General features: G+C 60.1%; 12 protein-coding genes. 9 read left to right on the top strand and 3 right to left on the bottom strand.

Translation table 11 applies throughout. The features are described 5' to 3' along the window. Positions 1-7: 7 nt before the first annotated feature. The 4 genes from V8689_RS12865 (at position 8) to V8689_RS12850 (ending at position 3,854) form a co-directional block, all read left to right on the top strand. Entirely contained in the window at positions 8-1,075 is a 1,068-nt protein-coding gene (locus V8689_RS12865) for a phosphotransferase family protein (RefSeq protein WP_056784620.1), read from the top strand. Positions 1,076-1,096: 21 nt separating this feature from the next. Beyond that, complete coding sequence (locus V8689_RS12860; RefSeq protein WP_032892126.1) at positions 1,097-1,864, top strand: SDR family oxidoreductase; 768 nt, start codon at positions 1,097-1,099, stop codon at positions 1,862-1,864. Between the two features lie 70 nt (positions 1,865-1,934). Further along, on the top strand, positions 1,935-3,368 hold the full coding sequence (locus tag V8689_RS12855) for a PLP-dependent aminotransferase family protein (protein ID WP_056784617.1): 1,434 nt from the start codon (positions 1,935-1,937) through the stop codon (positions 3,366-3,368). Between the two features lie 84 nt (positions 3,369-3,452). Then, positions 3,453-3,854 (top strand): cupin domain-containing protein, encoded by a 402-nt coding sequence (locus tag V8689_RS12850; RefSeq protein ID WP_056784614.1) that lies wholly within the window; start codon positions 3,453-3,455, stop codon positions 3,852-3,854. A 127-nt stretch (positions 3,855-3,981) separates the two neighbouring features. Here V8689_RS12850 and V8689_RS12845 read toward each other — a convergent pair whose 3' ends face one another. Beyond that, the gene (locus V8689_RS12845; protein ID WP_056784612.1) at positions 3,982-4,611 is read right to left on the bottom strand and encodes a DNA-3-methyladenine glycosylase I; all 630 of its coding nucleotides are present in this window, start codon (positions 4,609-4,611) and stop codon (positions 3,982-3,984) included. Positions 4,612-4,826: 215 nt separating this feature from the next. Between V8689_RS12845 and V8689_RS12840 the strand changes: the two genes are divergently transcribed. From V8689_RS12840 to V8689_RS12830, 3 genes are all read left to right on the top strand, one after another. Continuing rightward, complete coding sequence (locus V8689_RS12840) at positions 4,827-6,152, top strand: C4-dicarboxylate transporter DctA (RefSeq protein WP_169855370.1); 1,326 nt, start codon at positions 4,827-4,829, stop codon at positions 6,150-6,152. 158 nt (positions 6,153-6,310) lie between these two features. Beyond that, positions 6,311-7,012 carry a FadR/GntR family transcriptional regulator gene (locus V8689_RS12835; RefSeq protein ID WP_434520722.1) on the top strand — a complete coding sequence of 234 codons (702 nt, stop codon included), beginning with the start codon at positions 6,311-6,313 and terminating at the stop codon, positions 7,010-7,012. A 16-nt stretch (positions 7,013-7,028) separates the two neighbouring features. Further along, positions 7,029-7,715 carry a GntR family transcriptional regulator gene (locus V8689_RS12830; protein WP_056784609.1) on the top strand — a complete coding sequence of 229 codons (687 nt, stop codon included), beginning with the start codon at positions 7,029-7,031 and terminating at the stop codon, positions 7,713-7,715. A 222-nt stretch (positions 7,716-7,937) separates the two neighbouring features. Here the strand turns inward: V8689_RS12830 and V8689_RS12825 are convergent, their stop codons facing one another. Further along, positions 7,938-12,806, bottom strand: coding sequence for an NAD-glutamate dehydrogenase (locus tag V8689_RS12825; protein WP_056784606.1), 4,869 nt, complete (start codon positions 12,804-12,806; stop codon positions 7,938-7,940). A 482-nt stretch (positions 12,807-13,288) separates the two neighbouring features. Here V8689_RS12825 and V8689_RS12820 point away from each other — a divergent pair, with 482 nt between their 5' ends. Beyond that, positions 13,289-13,642, top strand: coding sequence for a hypothetical protein (locus tag V8689_RS12820; protein WP_056784600.1), 354 nt, complete (start codon positions 13,289-13,291; stop codon positions 13,640-13,642). A 407-nt stretch (positions 13,643-14,049) separates the two neighbouring features. Here V8689_RS12820 and V8689_RS12815 read toward each other — a convergent pair whose 3' ends face one another. Beyond that, entirely contained in the window at positions 14,050-15,072 is a 1,023-nt protein-coding gene (locus tag V8689_RS12815) for an IS110 family transposase (protein WP_056784597.1), read from the bottom strand. Positions 15,073-15,559: 487 nt separating this feature from the next. On the opposite strand from V8689_RS12815, the gene V8689_RS12810 reads away from it, so the two are divergent. After that, the gene (locus V8689_RS12810) at positions 15,560-16,519 is read left to right on the top strand and encodes an AAA family ATPase (RefSeq protein ID WP_032892134.1); all 960 of its coding nucleotides are present in this window, start codon (positions 15,560-15,562) and stop codon (positions 16,517-16,519) included. The last annotated feature ends 2 nt before the right edge of the window (positions 16,520-16,521 follow it).

The raw sequence follows: 16,521 nt of genomic DNA, 5'->3' as shown, positions 1-16,521 counted from the left end.
GATAAGCATGGCGCTGAACGACCAATCGACCCAGATTCGCCCAGGCGAAGAACTTGATGCCAGCCTGATCGATCCCTACCTCAAGGCCCATATCCCGGGCTTGGATGGCACGCCCACCATCAGCCAGTTTCCGGGCGGTGCGTCGAACCTGACCTACCTGCTGGAATACCCAGGCCAGGAATTTGTGCTGCGTCGCCCGCCGTTTGGCCACAAGGCCAAGTCAGCCCACGACATGGGCCGCGAATACCGCATTCTCAACCAGCTCAAAGATGGCTTCCCGTACTGCCCCAAAGCCTATGTGCACTGCACCGATGAATCGGTGATCGGCGCCGAGTTCTATGTGATGGAGCGCGTCAACGGCATCATCCTGCGGTCCGACCTGCCGGCTGAACTGGGCCTGGACGCCACCCGCACCGAAGCCTTGTGCAAAAGCTTTATCGACAAATTCGTCGAGCTGCACCAGGTCGACTACACCGCCTGCGGCCTGGCCGACCTGGGCAAGCCTGAAGGCTACGTGGCACGGCAGATTCGCGGCTGGAGCGAGCGCTATGAAAAAGCCCTGACGCCCGATGCGCCAAAATGGGAGGCGGTACGCGCCTGGCTCAACGACAAGATGCCAGCCGATCACCCCACCTCCAGCATCGTGCACAACGATTACCGCTTCGACAACGTGATCCTCGACCCGCACAACCCGATGCAGATCATCGGCGTGCTGGACTGGGAGCTCACCACCCTGGGCGACCCGCTGATGGACCTGGGCAACACCCTCGCCTACTGGATCGAGGCCGCGGACCCGGCCCCAGTGCAACTGATGCGCCGCCAGCCAAGCAACGCCCCTGGCATGCTCACCCGCCGCCAGTTTGTCGACTACTACGCCGAGCGCTCCGGCATCCAGATCGACAATTTCGATTTCTATTACACCTACGGCCTGTTCCGCCTGGCCGGGATTGTGCAGCAGATCTACTACCGCTTCTTCCACGGCCAGACCCAGGACAAACGCTTCGCGCAGTTCATCCACATGAACAAACTGCTGGAGCAGATGAGCCTGAATGTCATCGGCAAATCAGCGCTCTGAGTGCAACTACAAGGAACCCTCATGTCCAAGACCAACCTGTTCGACCTCGACGGCAAGATTGCGTTTGTTTCCGGCGCCAGCCGTGGCATCGGTGAGGCCATCGCCAAGTTACTGGCCCAGCAAGGTGCCCATGTGATTGTCTCCAGCCGTAAGCTGGAAGGCTGCCAGCACGTGGCTGATGCGATCATCGCCGACGGCGGCAAAGCCACGGCCATTGCCTGCCATATTGGTGAAATGGAGCAGATCACCCAGGTGTTCGCCGGCATTCGCGAACAGTTCGGCCGCCTGGATATCCTGGTCAACAACGCCGCCACCAACCCGCAGTTCTGCAACGTACTGGACACCGACCTCGGCGCGTTCCAGAAAACCGTCGACGTGAATATCCGTGGTTACTTCTTCATGTCGGTGGAAGCCGGCAAGCTGATGCGCGAGAACGGCGGCGGCAGCATCATCAACGTGGCCTCGATCAACGGCATCTCGCCGGGTGTGTTCCAGGGCATCTACTCGGTGACCAAGGCCGCCGTGATCAACATGACCAAGGTGTTTGCCAAGGAATGTGCGGCCTTTGGCATCCGTTGCAATGCCCTGTTGCCAGGCCTGACCGATACCAAGTTCGCCTCGGCGCTGGTCAAGAACGATTCGATCCTGAACATGGCCCTGGCGCAAATCCCGCTCAAGCGCGTTGCCGCCCCCAGCGAAATGGCCGGCGCAGTGTTGTACCTGGCCAGTGACGCGTCGAGCTATACCACCGGCGTTTCGCTGAATGTGGACGGCGGCTTCTTGTCCTGACCTCATCTGGGTTTTTTCAGATCGATTTGCGCGTAACCTTGGCGCAGATCGATCTGTCCCAGGATTAAACATGGAACTGCACCTCGTCATCACCGGCCGCAAGGACCTGGCTGCCCAGCTTTACCAGCAATTGCGCCAAGCCATCGCCACCGGGCGACTGTCGGCGGGCGCGCAACTGCCCCCCAGCCGACTGCTCGCCGAACAACTGGGCATCTCGCGCAAGACCGTGTCGGACACCTACGCCACCTTGACCTACGAAGGCCTGCTGATTGGCAAGATCGGCCGCGGCACCTTCGTCAACGCGTGGGCGCCACAGCCCGATCGCGTGCAAACCGCCACCGACCTGGCGTGCGCCGCCAACCTGGGCAAATGGGCGGCACTGCCCTCGCCCATGGGCCACCCCGCCCGTGAAGACATCCTGCGCTACGAATTTATCGGCGGCGCGACGACACGCCACCACTTCCCCCAGGACGAATGGCGGCGTTGTACCCAGGATGCGTTGCGCCGTATCGCCCAGAACAGTGGTTTTTACAGCCAGCCAGAAGGCGTGCCCGCCCTGCGCGAAGCCATCGCCGGGCATATCGCGTTTTCTCGCGGGGTCAAATGCGGGGCCGGCGATATCGTGGTCACCAACGGGGCACAGCAGGCACTGGACCTGATTGCCCGCGTGGTGCTTGAGCCGGGCAGCCTGGTCGCGATGGAAGACCCAGGCTACAGCCCCGCACGCCAATTGTTCGTCGCGATGGGCGCCAATGTTGCCAGTGTGGCCGTCGACAAAGAGGGCTTGCAGGTCGACCAGATCCCGGATGGCACCCGCCTGATCTATGTGACACCGTCGCACCAATTTCCCCTTGGCATGCCCATGAGCCAGGCGCGGCGCGAGGCCCTGCTGGACCGCGCCATTGCGCTTGGCGCGATCATCATTGAAGACGATTACGACAGCGAATTCCGCTACGAAGGCCGCCCCACCGACTCCCTGCAAAGCATGGATACCCGAGGCGTGGTTACCTACGTCGGCACCTTCTCCAAAACCCTGTCGCCGGAATTACGCCTGGGCTATGCGGTGCTGCCGCCGGCCATCTACGCAGCAGTGCTCAAGGCCAAGAAATTGACCGACCAGCACAGCGCTACCCTGCCGCAGTGGGCACTGGCCAAGTTCATCAATGAAGGTTACCTGCTCAAGCATATTCGTCGCTGTCACAGCCTCTATGCGGGGCGTCGCGAACGCATATTGCAGCGCCTGGCGGGCGATCTATCGCCGTGGTTCGAGGCAGTACCGACGGTGGCGGGTTTTCACCTGGCGGCCCTGTGCAAGGTGCCGGTGAATATTCCCTTACTGATGGAACGGGCGCGTGAGGTCGAGGTGGGGTTGTATCCCCTGGACGTGTTCTTTCACGATCTGCCGGTGCGCTCGGGGCTGATTCTGGGGTTCGGTGCCATCGAGACCCTGGACATTGACCCCGCGCTGAACAAGGTTCGCGATATTCTCCTGCAGATTGGCTAGGCAGTTTTCCGGCGCATTGGTCATTGGTGGCAGGCCCTCTGCGGCGTAGGGTGAAGCGGTCTTGAACTCGATGGAACCCTCATCATGAAACGCTTATTCGCTGCCACACTGATGCTCGTCTCCCTCAGTGCATTTGCCCACGACCCGGTCTACAACCAGGAAACGCTCAAGGTACTGCAAGAGCACGCCTTGACCAACGTGCCGGGCAAGAAAACCATCATGCTCACCGTGGACTACGCCCCCGGCCAGGCCACCGTGCCCCACAGCCACACCGGCACCGCCGTGGCGTATGTGCTCGAAGGCCAGATTACCTCGCGGGTCAATGATGAAAAGGCGATCACCTACAAAGCCGGGCAATCGTTCTACGAACCGGCCGGCTCGCGGCATTTTGAGTCAAGCAATGCCAGCCAGACCCAACCGGCCAAGCTGCTGGTGGTGATGGTGCTGGATGACAAGGCTGAGGTACTAACCCCGCTTCCCAAATAATTAGCAACACCAAAAAACCCATGTGGGAGCTGGCTTGCCTGCGATAGCGGTGGGTCAGTAAAAGATGAGCTGGCTGATACACCGCCATCGCAGGCAAGCCAGCTCCCACAGTGTTAACCGTGTCTGGTCATGGACGTTTGAATAGCTTGCGCTGCTGTTCAATGCGCGGCCGGCACTCGCACCCCTCCAAATGATCATTGACCATCCCCATCGCCTGCATCAACGCATACATCGTGGTCGGGCCGACAAAGGTCCAGCCGCGTTTCTTCAGGGCTTTGGACAAACGCACCGAAGCCGCTGAAGTCGGATTGGCCGTCCAGTAAGCCATATCCACCACTGCCGGCCGCTCTTCTGTGCCGGGTTCGAACGTCCACAGCCAGCGCGCCAGCGAGCCAGTCTCCTCCACCAGTTCACAGGCCCGGCGTGCATTGTTGATGGCCGAGACGATCTTCGCCCGATTGCGCACGATGCCCGGCTCGCCCATCAACCGCTCGATGTCCGCCTCGCCGTACTGCGCCACCCGGCGAAAATCAAAGCCCTCGAACGCCTGGCGAAAGTTTTCGCGCTTACGCAGGATGGTGATCCACGCCATCCCCGCCTGAAAACCCTCCAGGCAGATCTTCTCGTACAGCGCGATGTCATCCGCCACCGGCACACCCCACTCGTGGTCGTGGTAATGCAGGTACGCAGGCGCTGCAGTGCGCCAGGCGCAATACATGCGCCCTGCTTCGTCGGTTGTCAGCCCTGGTTGGTCCATCCATCACCTCGTATGCCGAAGGCGATGATACGCAAAAAAAAATAACCTGCGCCAACCGCTCAAGCGTCGCACTTACCGACCAACTGGTCAGACCGGGACCTGCCAACCGCCAAATATTTGCTTGTGATTTGAAAAAAACCGAGCGTAGACTGGCCCCGCACTGGACTTACCGGTAAGACCACAACAATTAAGCCCTGGAACCACCAGGGCACCGAATAGAGATCCCTCCCATGCTCAGATGGTGCTCGCGTTCGATTTTCCTGCAAGTCGTGATTGGCCTGATGCTCGGCATCGCCTGCGGCCTGGCCCTTCCCGAATTCTCCTCGCAACTCAAACCCTTGGGTGACGGCTTTATCAAGCTGATCAAAATGCTGATTGGCCTGATTGTATTCTGCGTGGTGGTCAGCGGTATTTCCGGCGCGGGCGACTTGAAGAAGGTCGGGCGCATCGGCCTCAAGTCGGTGATCTATTTTGAGATGCTGACCACCGTCGCCCTGGTGCTCGGCCTGATCATGGCCTTCAGCACCGGCATCGGCAGCGGCGCCAATATTCACCTGGAGCAACTTTCTTCCGCCGGCTTGAATGAGTTGGCCGACAAGGGCCAGCACATCCGCGGCACCAGCCAGTTCCTGATGGAGTTGATCCCCAACTCGGTGGTCGGCGCTTTTGCCGACAACAACGTGCTGCAAGTGCTGTTGTTCTCGGTGCTGTTCGGCAGCGCTTTGAACTTGGTGGGCGAAGCGGCCAGCGGTATTTCGCGGCTGATCAATGAATTGAGCCATGTGATCTTCCGCATCATGGGCATGATCGTGCGCCTGGCGCCGATTGGCGTATTCGGTGCCATCGCCTTCACCACCAGCACCTACGGCCTTGACTCGCTGCAACACCTGGGCAGCCTGGTGGGGCTTTTCTACCTGACCTGCTTTGCCTTCGTGGCGGTGATCCTCGGGCTGGTGATGCGCCTGTCCGGCCTGCGCATGTTGCCGCTGCTCAAGTACCTGCGCGAGGAGCTGCTGATCGTGATGGGCACCGCTTCGTCCGACGCGGTGTTGCCGCAGATCATGCGCAAGCTGGAACACCTGGGCATCGGCAGCTCCACCGTGGGCCTGGTGATTCCCACCGGCTACTCGTTCAACCTCGACGGTTTTTCCATCTACCTGACCCTGGCCATCGTATTTATCGCCAACGCCACCGGCACACCACTGTCGATGACCGACTTGCTGACCATCCTTTTGGTATCGTTGATCACCTCCAAGGGCGCCCATGGCATTCCAGGCTCGGCGCTGGTGATTCTGGCGGCAACGCTCACGGCGATCCCGGCGATTCCGGTGGTCGGCCTGGTGTTGGTGCTGGCGGTGGACTGGTTCATGGGCATCGGCCGGGCGCTGACCAACCTGATCGGCAACTGCGTGGCCACCGTGGCAATTGCGCGCTGGGAAAAAGACATTGATATCCAGCGCGCCAACAAGGTGCTCGACGGCCAGCAAGGCTATGCCTTCCAGGCCAAGAAGCCGGTGCTGCCGGCGCATCAGGAGTTCTAGGACAACACCCATCCGATGTGGGAGCTGGCTTGCCTGCGATAGCGGTGGGTCAGCGTCAAATGTAGTGCCTGACACTCAGTCATCGCAGGCAAGCCAGCTCCCACATTGGACCTTCGCCAGACTGAATACTGTATGAGCAACATCAAGGAGCCTTCGACGTGATCAGCACCTCAACCGTCGTCAATTCAGTGGTAGAAAAACTGCGCGCCGCCTTGGCGCGAGGCCAGTGGCGCCGCGGTGAAATGCTGCCTGGCCAGCGTGAACTCGCCGAACAGCTGGGCATCAGCCGCCCGAGCCTGCGCGAAGCAGTGATCGTGCTGGAGACCCTCGGCCTGGTGCGCTCCATGCCGGGCAAAGGCGTGGTCGTGCTGGAAACCAGCGTCAGCGAGCCGCAATCGAGCGACGCCGTGGCCGATGCCAGCCTCGAGGACATCCTGCAACTGCGCTACACCCTCGAACCTTTCATCGTCGGCCTGGTGGCCCAGTCCATCAGCAGCAAGGAAATCGGCCAACTGCGCCTGACCTTGATGGACATGCGCGAGGCCCTCGATGCGGGCGATGCCGAAGCCGGCATGAACGCCTATATCGACTTCCATGAAGAACTGTTCGCCCTGACTTCCAACCCGATCTTTCAGAACGTGGTGCAGCAAACCAGCACCGCGCTCAAACAAAGCGCCCAGGTATTGCGCAACTCGCCAGAACACCTGGCCGAACGCCTGCAAGAGAACGAAGCCGTGGTACGCGCTATCCGCAACAAGAACAGCGCCCTGGCCAGTGCCGAAATGCGCCGGCACATTCTGCAGGAAGGCCTGCGCATAGGCATTCGCTTGAATATCCCGGACGACCATCTGGGCAGTTGATTTTCGGAGACCGGCCATGAACGCTCACGCCCTGCAACGCAATTGCCCCCTCACGTCCCTACGCTGGACGCCCGAAAAAAAGCCCTCGGTGGACGACATTTACCCACGCTTGTTCGACGCCATTCTTGAGCAACGCATTGCGCCCGCCAGCCGCTTCACCGAAGAAGGCCTGGGCGAACTCTTTGGCGTGAGCCGCAGCGTGATTCGCCGGGTGCTCGCCAAGCTGTCCCATCAGCAAGTGGTCATCCTGCGCCCCAACCAGCGCGCCCAGGTCGCCGCGCCGGATGCCCAGCACACACGGCAGATTCTGGAAGCCCGGCGCATCACCGAGATTACCGTGGTGCAACTGGCCTGCGCCCAGGCCACCGCGATGCAGATTCGCCAACTGCGCGAGCTGATTGCCCAGGAGCGCGAGGCCATTGAGCGTGATCAGCGGGGGCCGGCGATCCGGTTTTCCGGAGAGTTTCATCTGCAACTGGCGCACATGGCCGGCAATGCGCCGCTGGCCCAGTTTCTCAACAGCCTGGTGCCGTTGACGTCGTTGATCATTGCGCAATTTGAAGCAAAGGCCTGCACCTATTGCGCGTGGCAGGAGCATGTGGCGATTGTGGATGCCGTGGAACAGCGCGACGCCCACGCGGCTGTCGCCCTGATGACCCAGCATCTGGATCACCTGGAAACCCGACTACTCAAACACCACTGATCCCCAGTGAATGAAGATCAACCTGTGGGAGCTGGCTTGCCTTAATGCCATTGTAGGAGCGAGCTTGCTCGCGAAAAACTCACAGGCGCCGCGTTCATTCAGCAAGCACGCGTTATCGTTGACGTTTTTCGCGAGCAAGCTCGCTCCCACATTGATCGCATTCCAGATCAAATAAAAAGCCCCCGCATCTCACGATGCGGGGGCTTTTGGTTTAGCGAGGTATCAAGCCGGTTGCAACACCGACTGACCACTCAACGCCAGGTCCAGCAACTCACGGTTGGCCACCGCGTACATGGCATAGTCCGTGCCCACCGCAGCACGAATTTCCACCATCATGGCGCGCCAGCGATCCGCCATGTCCTGGTGCTGCTCAAGCCACAGGGCCACGCGGGCTTCCATGTCTTGTGGCGCATCGGCCATTTGCAGGACCGAGATGGTGATCGCCCGTTGCTGCCAGTCCACGTCATCGCGGAAGGCTTCGCGGGCCTGGGCCTGCCAGTTGTTGGCAACCGGCAGATCGCTGATCTGCTGCAAGTACCAAGGCAGGTCCAGGGCGCTGCCAACGGCGAAGTAGGCCTTGGCCACTTCGGCAGCGTCATGCCCGGTCACGTCGGCGGCTTCGATGATCGGCAGCAAGGTGTACAGGTGGGTAGTACCTGCAACCATGCGCGCCAACAACTCCGGTACGCCGGCCTGGGTGTAGGCCTGGTAGCGGTTCTGCCAGCCTTCGCGGGTCGGGCCTTCCAACAGTTCGTCGAGCTTGAGGCCCAGCGCGGCCAGGTGCGGACCGAAGTGCGCGGTGTCACGCCCGGCGTCTTGCTCGTTGCGACGGCTGCGCAGGAACCAGCGCGTAGCGCGACGGCCCAGGCGCATCAGTTCATCCATCAGCTCCAGCTGCACGTCAGCGGAAACCTGGTGGTCCAGGGCTTCAATCTGACGGAACCAGTGCGGGAGATGGAAGATGTCCCGCACGATCACATAAGCGCCCGCCACGTTCGCCGGGCTCATGCCGGTCGACTCTTTGAGTCGTTGAACGAAGGTGATGCCCATGTGGTTGACCAGGTCGTTGGCGATCTGGGTGCTGACGATCTCGCGCTTCAGACGGTGGCGACGCATGGCTTCGCCGAACTTGGCCACCAGGCTCGGTGGGAACGCGGTCTCCATGTCACGGGTCAGGTACTCGTCATCCGGTACCAGCGACTTGAGCAGTGCTTCCTTGAGGTCGATCTTGCTGTACGAGATCAGCACCGACAGTTCCGGACGGGTCAGGCCCTTGCCGCTGGAGGCGCGCTCGGTGAGCTGCTCTTCGGTCGGCAGGTACTCGATGGCGCGGTCCAGCTTGCCACGGCCTTCCAGGTCGCTCATCAGGCGCTTGTACTCGGCAGCACGCTCGTAAGCCTTGCGCGCGGCCAGGGACAGGGCCTGGGTCTGCTTGTAGTTGTTGCCCAACACCAGGTTGCCGACTTCGTCGGTCATGCTCGCCAGCAGCTGGTTGCGCTGCTTGTCGGTCATGTCACCGGCCTGCACCACTTCGTTGAGCAGGATCTTGATGTTCACTTCGTGGTCGGAGCAGTCCACGCCACCGGCGTTATCGATGAAGTCGGTGTTGGAACCGCCGCCATTGAGGCCGAATTCCACACGCCCCAGCTGGGTCATGCCGAGGTTACCGCCCTCGCCCACTACCTTGCAGCGCAGCTCGTTGCCGTTGACGCGCAACGCGTCGTTGGCCTTGTCGCCCACATCGGCATGGCTCTCGGTGCTGGCCTTGACGTAAGTACCGATACCGCCGTTCCACAACAGGTCCACCGGCGCCTTGAGCAAGGCGTTGAGCAGTTCGGTCGGGGTCAGCTTGTCGGCCTGGATGTCGAAGCGTTCTTTCATCTGTGGCGAGATGGCAATGCTTTTCGCGCTGCGCGAGAAGATACCGCCGCCTTCGGACATGATACTGGTGTCGTAGTCGGTCCAGGCCGAACGCGGCAGTTCGAACAAACGCTTGCGCTCGACGAAGCTGGTGGCCGGGTTCGGGTTCGGGTCGATGAAGATATGCAGGTGGTTGAACGCTGCGACCAGTTGCAGTTTGTCCGACATCAACAAACCGTTACCGAACACGTCACCGGCCATATCGCCGACGCCCACCACGGTGATGCTGTCTTCCTGCACGTTGATGCCGCGCTCACGGAAGTGACGCTGCACACCCACCCACGCGCCCTTGGCGGTGATGCCCATTTTCTTGTGGTCGTAACCGGCCGAACCGCCGGAAGCGAACGCATCGCCCAGCCAGAAGCCGTAGTCGATGGCAATGCCGTTGGCGATGTCGGAGAAGGTCGCAGTGCCCTTGTCCGCCGCCACCACCAGGTACGGGTCATCGTCGTCATGGCGCACGACGTTGGCCGGCGGCACCAGGGCGCCGTCTTTCAGGTTGTCGGTGATGTCCAACAGGCCGGAAATGAAGATGCGGTAGCAGGCGATGCCTTCGGCCGCGATCTCGTCCCGGCTGCCGCCCAATGGCAGGCGACGCGGCAGGAAGCCGCCCTTGGCGCCTACCGGCACGATCACCGAGTTCTTCACTTGCTGGGCTTTTACCAGGCCGAGCACTTCGGTGCGGAAGTCTTCTTCACGGTCGGACCAGCGCAGGCCGCCACGGGCCACGTTGCCAAAGCGCAGGTGCACGCCTTCGACCCGTGGCGAGTACACGAAGATTTCAAACTTCGGCACGGGCTTGGGCAGCTCTGGGATAGCACGCGGGTCGAACTTGAAGCTGAAGTACGACTTGTTCTGGCCGTTGGCATCGGTCTGGTAGAAGTTGGTACGCAGGGTGGCCTTGATCAGGTCCAGGTAGCGACGCAGGATGCGGTCTTCGTTGAGCACCTGGACGTCGTCCAGGGCGCTGAGGATCGCTTGCTCCAGGCGTTGCTGCTTGTCTTCCAGGTCGTCGGCAGTGAGCTTGCGCGCCAAGTAGAAGCGGGTCTTGAACAACCGGGTCAATTCGCGGGCGATGTCGGTGTGGTTGTTCAGGGTGCTGGCGATGTAACCCAGGTCGAAGCCCAGGCGAATCTGCTTCATGTAACGGGCATAGGCACGCAGCAATGCCACGTCGCGCCAAGGCAGGCCGGCGGTAAGCACCAGGCGGTTGAACGCATCGTTCTCGGCATCGCCATGTACGATGTGCACGAACGCATCCTGCAAGGTGTCGTTGAGCTGCTGGATATCCAGGTTCACGCCTTCGGCGGCGATGAACGCAAAGTCATGGATCCAGAACTCACGGCCATTGGCGTGACGCAGGCGATACGGGAACTCGCCCAGCACACGCAGGCCGAGGTTTTCCAGGATCGGCAGCACGTCGGACAGCGCCAGCGGCGTATCGGCGTGGTAGAGCTTGCAATGCAGCTCGCGCTGGCCGGAGACCTGGCCCAGCGGCTGATAGAAGCTCATCACCAGCGGGTTGGCTTCGGTCAGGCTGTTGAGGTGCTGCATGTCGACCACAGCCGAATGCGCGGCAAAACGCTCGCGGTAGCCGGCCGGGAAGCCTTTGGGGAAATCCGCCAGCACGTTAGTGCCCTGGGCTTCGCCGAAGCTTTCCACTACCAGGCTGGCGTAGTCGTCCTGCCAGCTGCGGCAGGCCTGCACCACTTCTTTTTCCAGTTGCAGCGGGTCGATGTCCAGGCGGTTCTTGGGATCAACCCGCAGAATCAGTTGCACACGGGCCAGCACGGACTCGGAGAAGAAGGTCCAGAACTCGCAGTCCGAAGCCTTCAGACGGTCCATCAGCACTTGCTGGATCTTCTGGCGTACTTCGGTGGAGTAGATGTCGCGTGGCACGTAGGCCAGGCAGTAGCAGAAACGACCGTACGGGTCTTTGCGCAGGAACACGCGGATCTTGTTGCGTTCCTGGATCTGCACAATCGACATCACGGTGCTGAACAGCTCGTCGACCGGGGTTTGGAACAGGTCGTCACGGGGCAGTACTTCAACCACTTGGGCAAGCTCTTTTCCCAGGTGCGCCTTGGCCTGGAAGCCCGAACGGCGTTCGATCTCGGCCACTTTGCGACGGATGTACGGGATGACTCGTACGCTTTCGCCATACACCGACGAGGTGTACAGGCCCATGAAACGGTGTTCCTTGATGACCTTGCCGTCGGCGCTGATCTCGCGAATCGACACATAGTCCGGGTAAGCCGGGCGGTGCACGCGGCTTGGGTGGGCGGCCTTCGCGAACGACAGCACGGTCGGCTCGCGCAGGTAGGCCACGGCGTAGTCTTCGATGCGCAGGTCTTCGGCGGTGAGGCCGGCGCGCAGCAGCTTGGTCAGACCGAGGAAGGAGCTGGCGTCATATTCGATATGACCGCCGTCCGCCTCGTCACGTACCACGAACTCTTCGTAGCCCAGGAAGGTGAAATGGTTGCCCACCAGCCATTCGAGGAAGTTCTTGATTTCGGCTTTTTCTTCGCCGTCGATGGCGAACGCACTGGCGTCGATACCGGCCAGCAGGTCCTGGACCTTGGCTTTCATCGGTTCGAAATCGGCCACGGCCACGCGCACTTCGCCCAGCACCTGCTCAAGCTCTTTGCTCAGCACGTTCAGCTCGGCGGCATTGGCGCAGCGGTCGATCTCCAGGTACATCAGCGATTCTTGCAGGATGCCTTCGCCCTGGGTGCCCTTGGGCAGGATTTCCAGCAGCTCGCCCTTGCTGCCACGACGCACGCTGAGCACGGTGGTTTGCAGGGTATGGATGCTGTAGCCACGGCGGTTCAGCTCGGTGCGTACCGAGTCGACCAGAAAGGGCAGGTCATGGTGCAGCACTTCGACCGCGGTGTGGGTCGATTGCCAGCCATGACGTTCGTAATCGGGGTTGTAAACCCGCACTTGCGGTTGGGTGTGATCAAAGCGCTCAAGCAGGCGCCAGGCAGACAGGGTGCAACCGGCCAGGTCGGAAAGGCGACGCTGGGTCAGTTCGTCCAGGGAAATGATGCCGAAAAATTGTTCAGCGAACAGCGCCACTTGTGGCAGTGCCTGTTCACTGAGGTGCTGCGCCAGTGCCGCTTGCAGTTGATGCTGGAAGTCGGCCTTGCTGGCTGCGGTGAAGAACGCCATCTGTGGTACTCCGCTTGGGCTTGTTATTGATGAAAGCGTCGCGTGTTGTCCCCTTGCGGGGAGACCGTCAGCTCTGTTCGCTGGTGTGCTGACAAGCACCATAAACGAATCAGGGTGACAGGTGGGTGAAGCTGGACAAGACAGTCAGGTCACATACAACTTCCATACGGCATGCCCCTGGCCAGGTGACGATACGACGGGCAGGTCAGGCGCCTGGCACAGGGCACATCCGTTGCGCAGCTTAACGAGTGTAGGAAGAGCGCTGCTTGCGATGCTGCGACATATTCGGTCATCGGTAAGCAGGGTGTCGGTTGCAACTTGGGCAACCCCGGATTTTCGGTAGAAAATCTTGCTACTTTGAACACCATCAGTACCAGAAATGACCGATCCGGTCCGTCAGGTCATGCCTAAGTTCCGACACAGGATGAAGCACAAAATTCGCCGCAATGGCACAATTGCCCTCCCCTACACAGGATTGCCCCATGCTGCAGCTGAAAACCGACGCCCTGATGGTCACCCCGTGCGACGACGAAGAAGACAACATGGCCATGCTGTGCTGTCACGGCAAGAACGGCGAAATGTTCATGCTCACCCGTTACCCGGATGAAGATGAAGTGGAGCTGACCTGGGACTACGAACCTTCGACTCTCGATGGGCTGAAAGTGACGCTGGGCGACACCACCTTATTGATCGAACTGGCGGCCGGCGATGCCGATGCCCTGGGTGGTAAGGACCAGTTGGAGATCACCCACGGCACCGCCGCGTCAGACATGCCTGAAGTGCAGGAAACCCTGCAGAACATCCTCACGGGCACCGGCACCTTCATTCGGACTTAAACCCGTCATTTGAATGCACCGAAGACCCCATGTGGGAGCTGGCTTGCCTGCGAAGACGGCCTCACAGTCGACACTGTTATACCGAGTACATATCCATTGGTGCGGTAACGGCCACCTAGGGTTCCGCTCTGACAGCGGCTCACTTTTGAAAAGCGCAAAAGTAAGCAAATGTATGGTCAGCCCACCTCCTGCAACCACAGGCGATGAGCGGTAAAGCATGCTTGCGCTAATGTATCCGGGCTCATAGTTGGCAGTTTCACCGCTCGGCCCTTGATGAATAGTCGCTCCCGCCTGTCCTTGAAAAACGCTTCAGCTTCGAAAGCTGTTTTGCTTACCAGGTTTTCAAGCAGGATCTGAGCTGTTTATCGTCATCATCGTTGTCGTCGCAAAAGCCGGTAGTGTTTCGCTCAAGTCACCAACTGCGCGTTGTAGCTGCCTCCACGAGCTAAAACGGCCCATACGATTCTTGCCAGTTTATTGGCTAAGGCGCAGGCAACCTTGTTTGGGTGCTTCCGTGCAAGGAGGTCTCTGCACCACCTTCCAAGAGCATCGTTGCGTTTGTCGATCCGCACCAACACTGCCCGCGAGCCTTGGACCAGAAGCTTTCGAAGATACTTATCACCACGTTTGCTGATGTTCAAAAGGACGGTTTGGTCGCCTGTTGAGTATTGCCTCGGCACCAGTCCTAGCGAAGCGGCAAAGTCTCGAGCCGAATGAAAATTGGAAGCGTCCCCGATGTCGGCCAGCAGCGCGCTAGCGATGATCGGGCCGATGCCGGGGATGCTCATTAAGCGTGTTCCCGCATCATCAGCTGCCACTTGCTCTTTGATACTTCGGTCAATTGCCTTTATTTCTCCGGTGAGCCGTTTGATCTCTTCCAGCAGATATTCAATATCGCACTTCAGCTGTTGAGGCAGCTCTGCGACAGGATCGTCCAGAATTTGGTGAATCTGATTCATCGCCGCTTTTGTCGCAGGCAACGCAATTCCAAACTCAAGCAAGAACCCATGAATGCGATTTATGGTTTGAGTTCGATGACCTACCAGCGCCTCTCGAAGGCGGTGCTGGGTCGAAAGCACTTGCTGCTCCACTGTCTTGATCGCGACGTAGCGCGTTCTGGGGCGGGACGCGGCTTCACAGATGGCAGCAGCATCGATGTAGTCGTTTTTATTGCCGGTAACGTAAGGTTTTACATGTTGCGGCGCGATCAACTTCACTTGATGCCCGAAAGATATGAGTTTCCTGGCAAGCCAGTGCGAACCGCCGCAGGACTCCATCACGATGGTGCAAGGCTTTAGTTTTGCAGCGAACTCAAGCAAGCGATTGCGATTGAATTTCTTGCGTAGTACTTCATGGCCTTTGCCATCGTGCCCGATGAGATGAAAAGTGCTTTTTCCAATATCCAGGCCAAGCAGTTCCAAGGTGTCCATGAGAGGTCTCCTCAAGTAAGTGAGAACCCCGATAACTTTAGATTTACCGGGGTTCTCGTACCGGGCTGACCATCTCATTAACGCTCTTGCCCCACCACTCGGCACCTCGCTTAGGCTCGGTGTGCCCGTAATCCGCCAGTGATTTGGGGGGCCGCCGCCACGCGCCATCCATGGCGCGGGGCGGCTAAACCGGCATCCCTGCCGGTTTACCCCCCAAATCCCTGTCGAATTCCGGCCAGCGTGGTTTGACGGGGCGCCTAAGATCAAAAGCAGATCAAGATCAAGAGCGACTCGCTTCGCATCGTGGAGTGTGTGACCGTACTCTACCTACCCAGCTGTTATGCCTCTCACACTGCAATCCTGTAAGTTTCGCCAAAAATACCCATCAAGCCGTTAGTCGCCACACCCCGCGATGCATTAAAGTAAACGCCCCAGGCCCGGTGTTCTGTCACAACACCCAGGCTCATCTTTCCAGGAACCGTCATCGATGGAACATCGTGAAGCGCTGCTTGCGCTGCGAACCTTTCTTTCTACGCAGATTCTCGGCCAGGAAAAACTCATCGATCGCCTGTTGATCGCCCTGCTCGCTGACGGCCATATGCTGGTCGAAGGTGCACCGGGGCTGGCCAAGACCAAGGCGATCAAGGAGTTAGCCGAAGGGATCGAAGCGCAGTTCCATCGTATCCAGTTCACCCCCGACCTGCTGCCCGCCGATATCACCGGCACCGAGATCTATCGCCCGGAAACCGGCAGCTTTGTGTTCCAGCAAGGGCCGATCTTCCATAACCTGGTGCTCGCGGACGAAATCAACCGTGCCCCGGCCAAGGTGCAGTCGGCCTTGCTCGAGGCCATGGCCGAGCGCCAGGTCAGCGTGGGCCGCAGCACCTACGAGCTGTCGCCGCTGTTTTTGGTGATGGCCACGCAAAACCCCATCGAGCAGGAAGGCACCTACCCGCTGCCCGAAGCCCAGCTCGACCGGTTCCTGATGCACGTCAAGATCGGCTTCCCGGACGCCGCCGTCGAGCGCCGTATCCTGCAGCAAGCCCGTGGCGAAGCGCTCAATGGCGAAACCAAACCCGAGCGCCGGGTCAGCCAGCAGGCCATCTTTGCCGCACGCAAGGAAATCCTCGGCCTGTACATGGCCGATGCCGTGGAGGAATACCTGGTGCAACTGGTGATGGCCACGCGCACCCCGTCCAAGTTCGACCCGGAAATGGCCGAGTGGATCGCCTACGGAGCCAGCCCCCGAGGCTCCATCGCCCTGGACCGTTGCGCCCGCGCCCATGCCTGGCTGGCCGGTCGCGATTTCGTCAGCCCCGAAGATATCCAGGCGGTGCTGTTCGACGTGCTGCGCCACCGCATCATCCTGTCGTTCGAGGCAGAAGCCGCCGGGGTCGACCAGGACCGCGTGGTGCAACGCATTCTCGACGTCGTTGCCGTCGCTTGAAG

This window comes from Pseudomonas sp. AK181 (assembly GCF_051122975.1).
Classification (GTDB): Bacteria; Pseudomonadota; Gammaproteobacteria; order Pseudomonadales; family Pseudomonadaceae; genus Aquipseudomonas; species Aquipseudomonas lactis.
The sequence above is the reverse complement of the archived record's forward strand: the minus strand, read 5'-3'. Positions and strand labels throughout refer to the sequence as shown.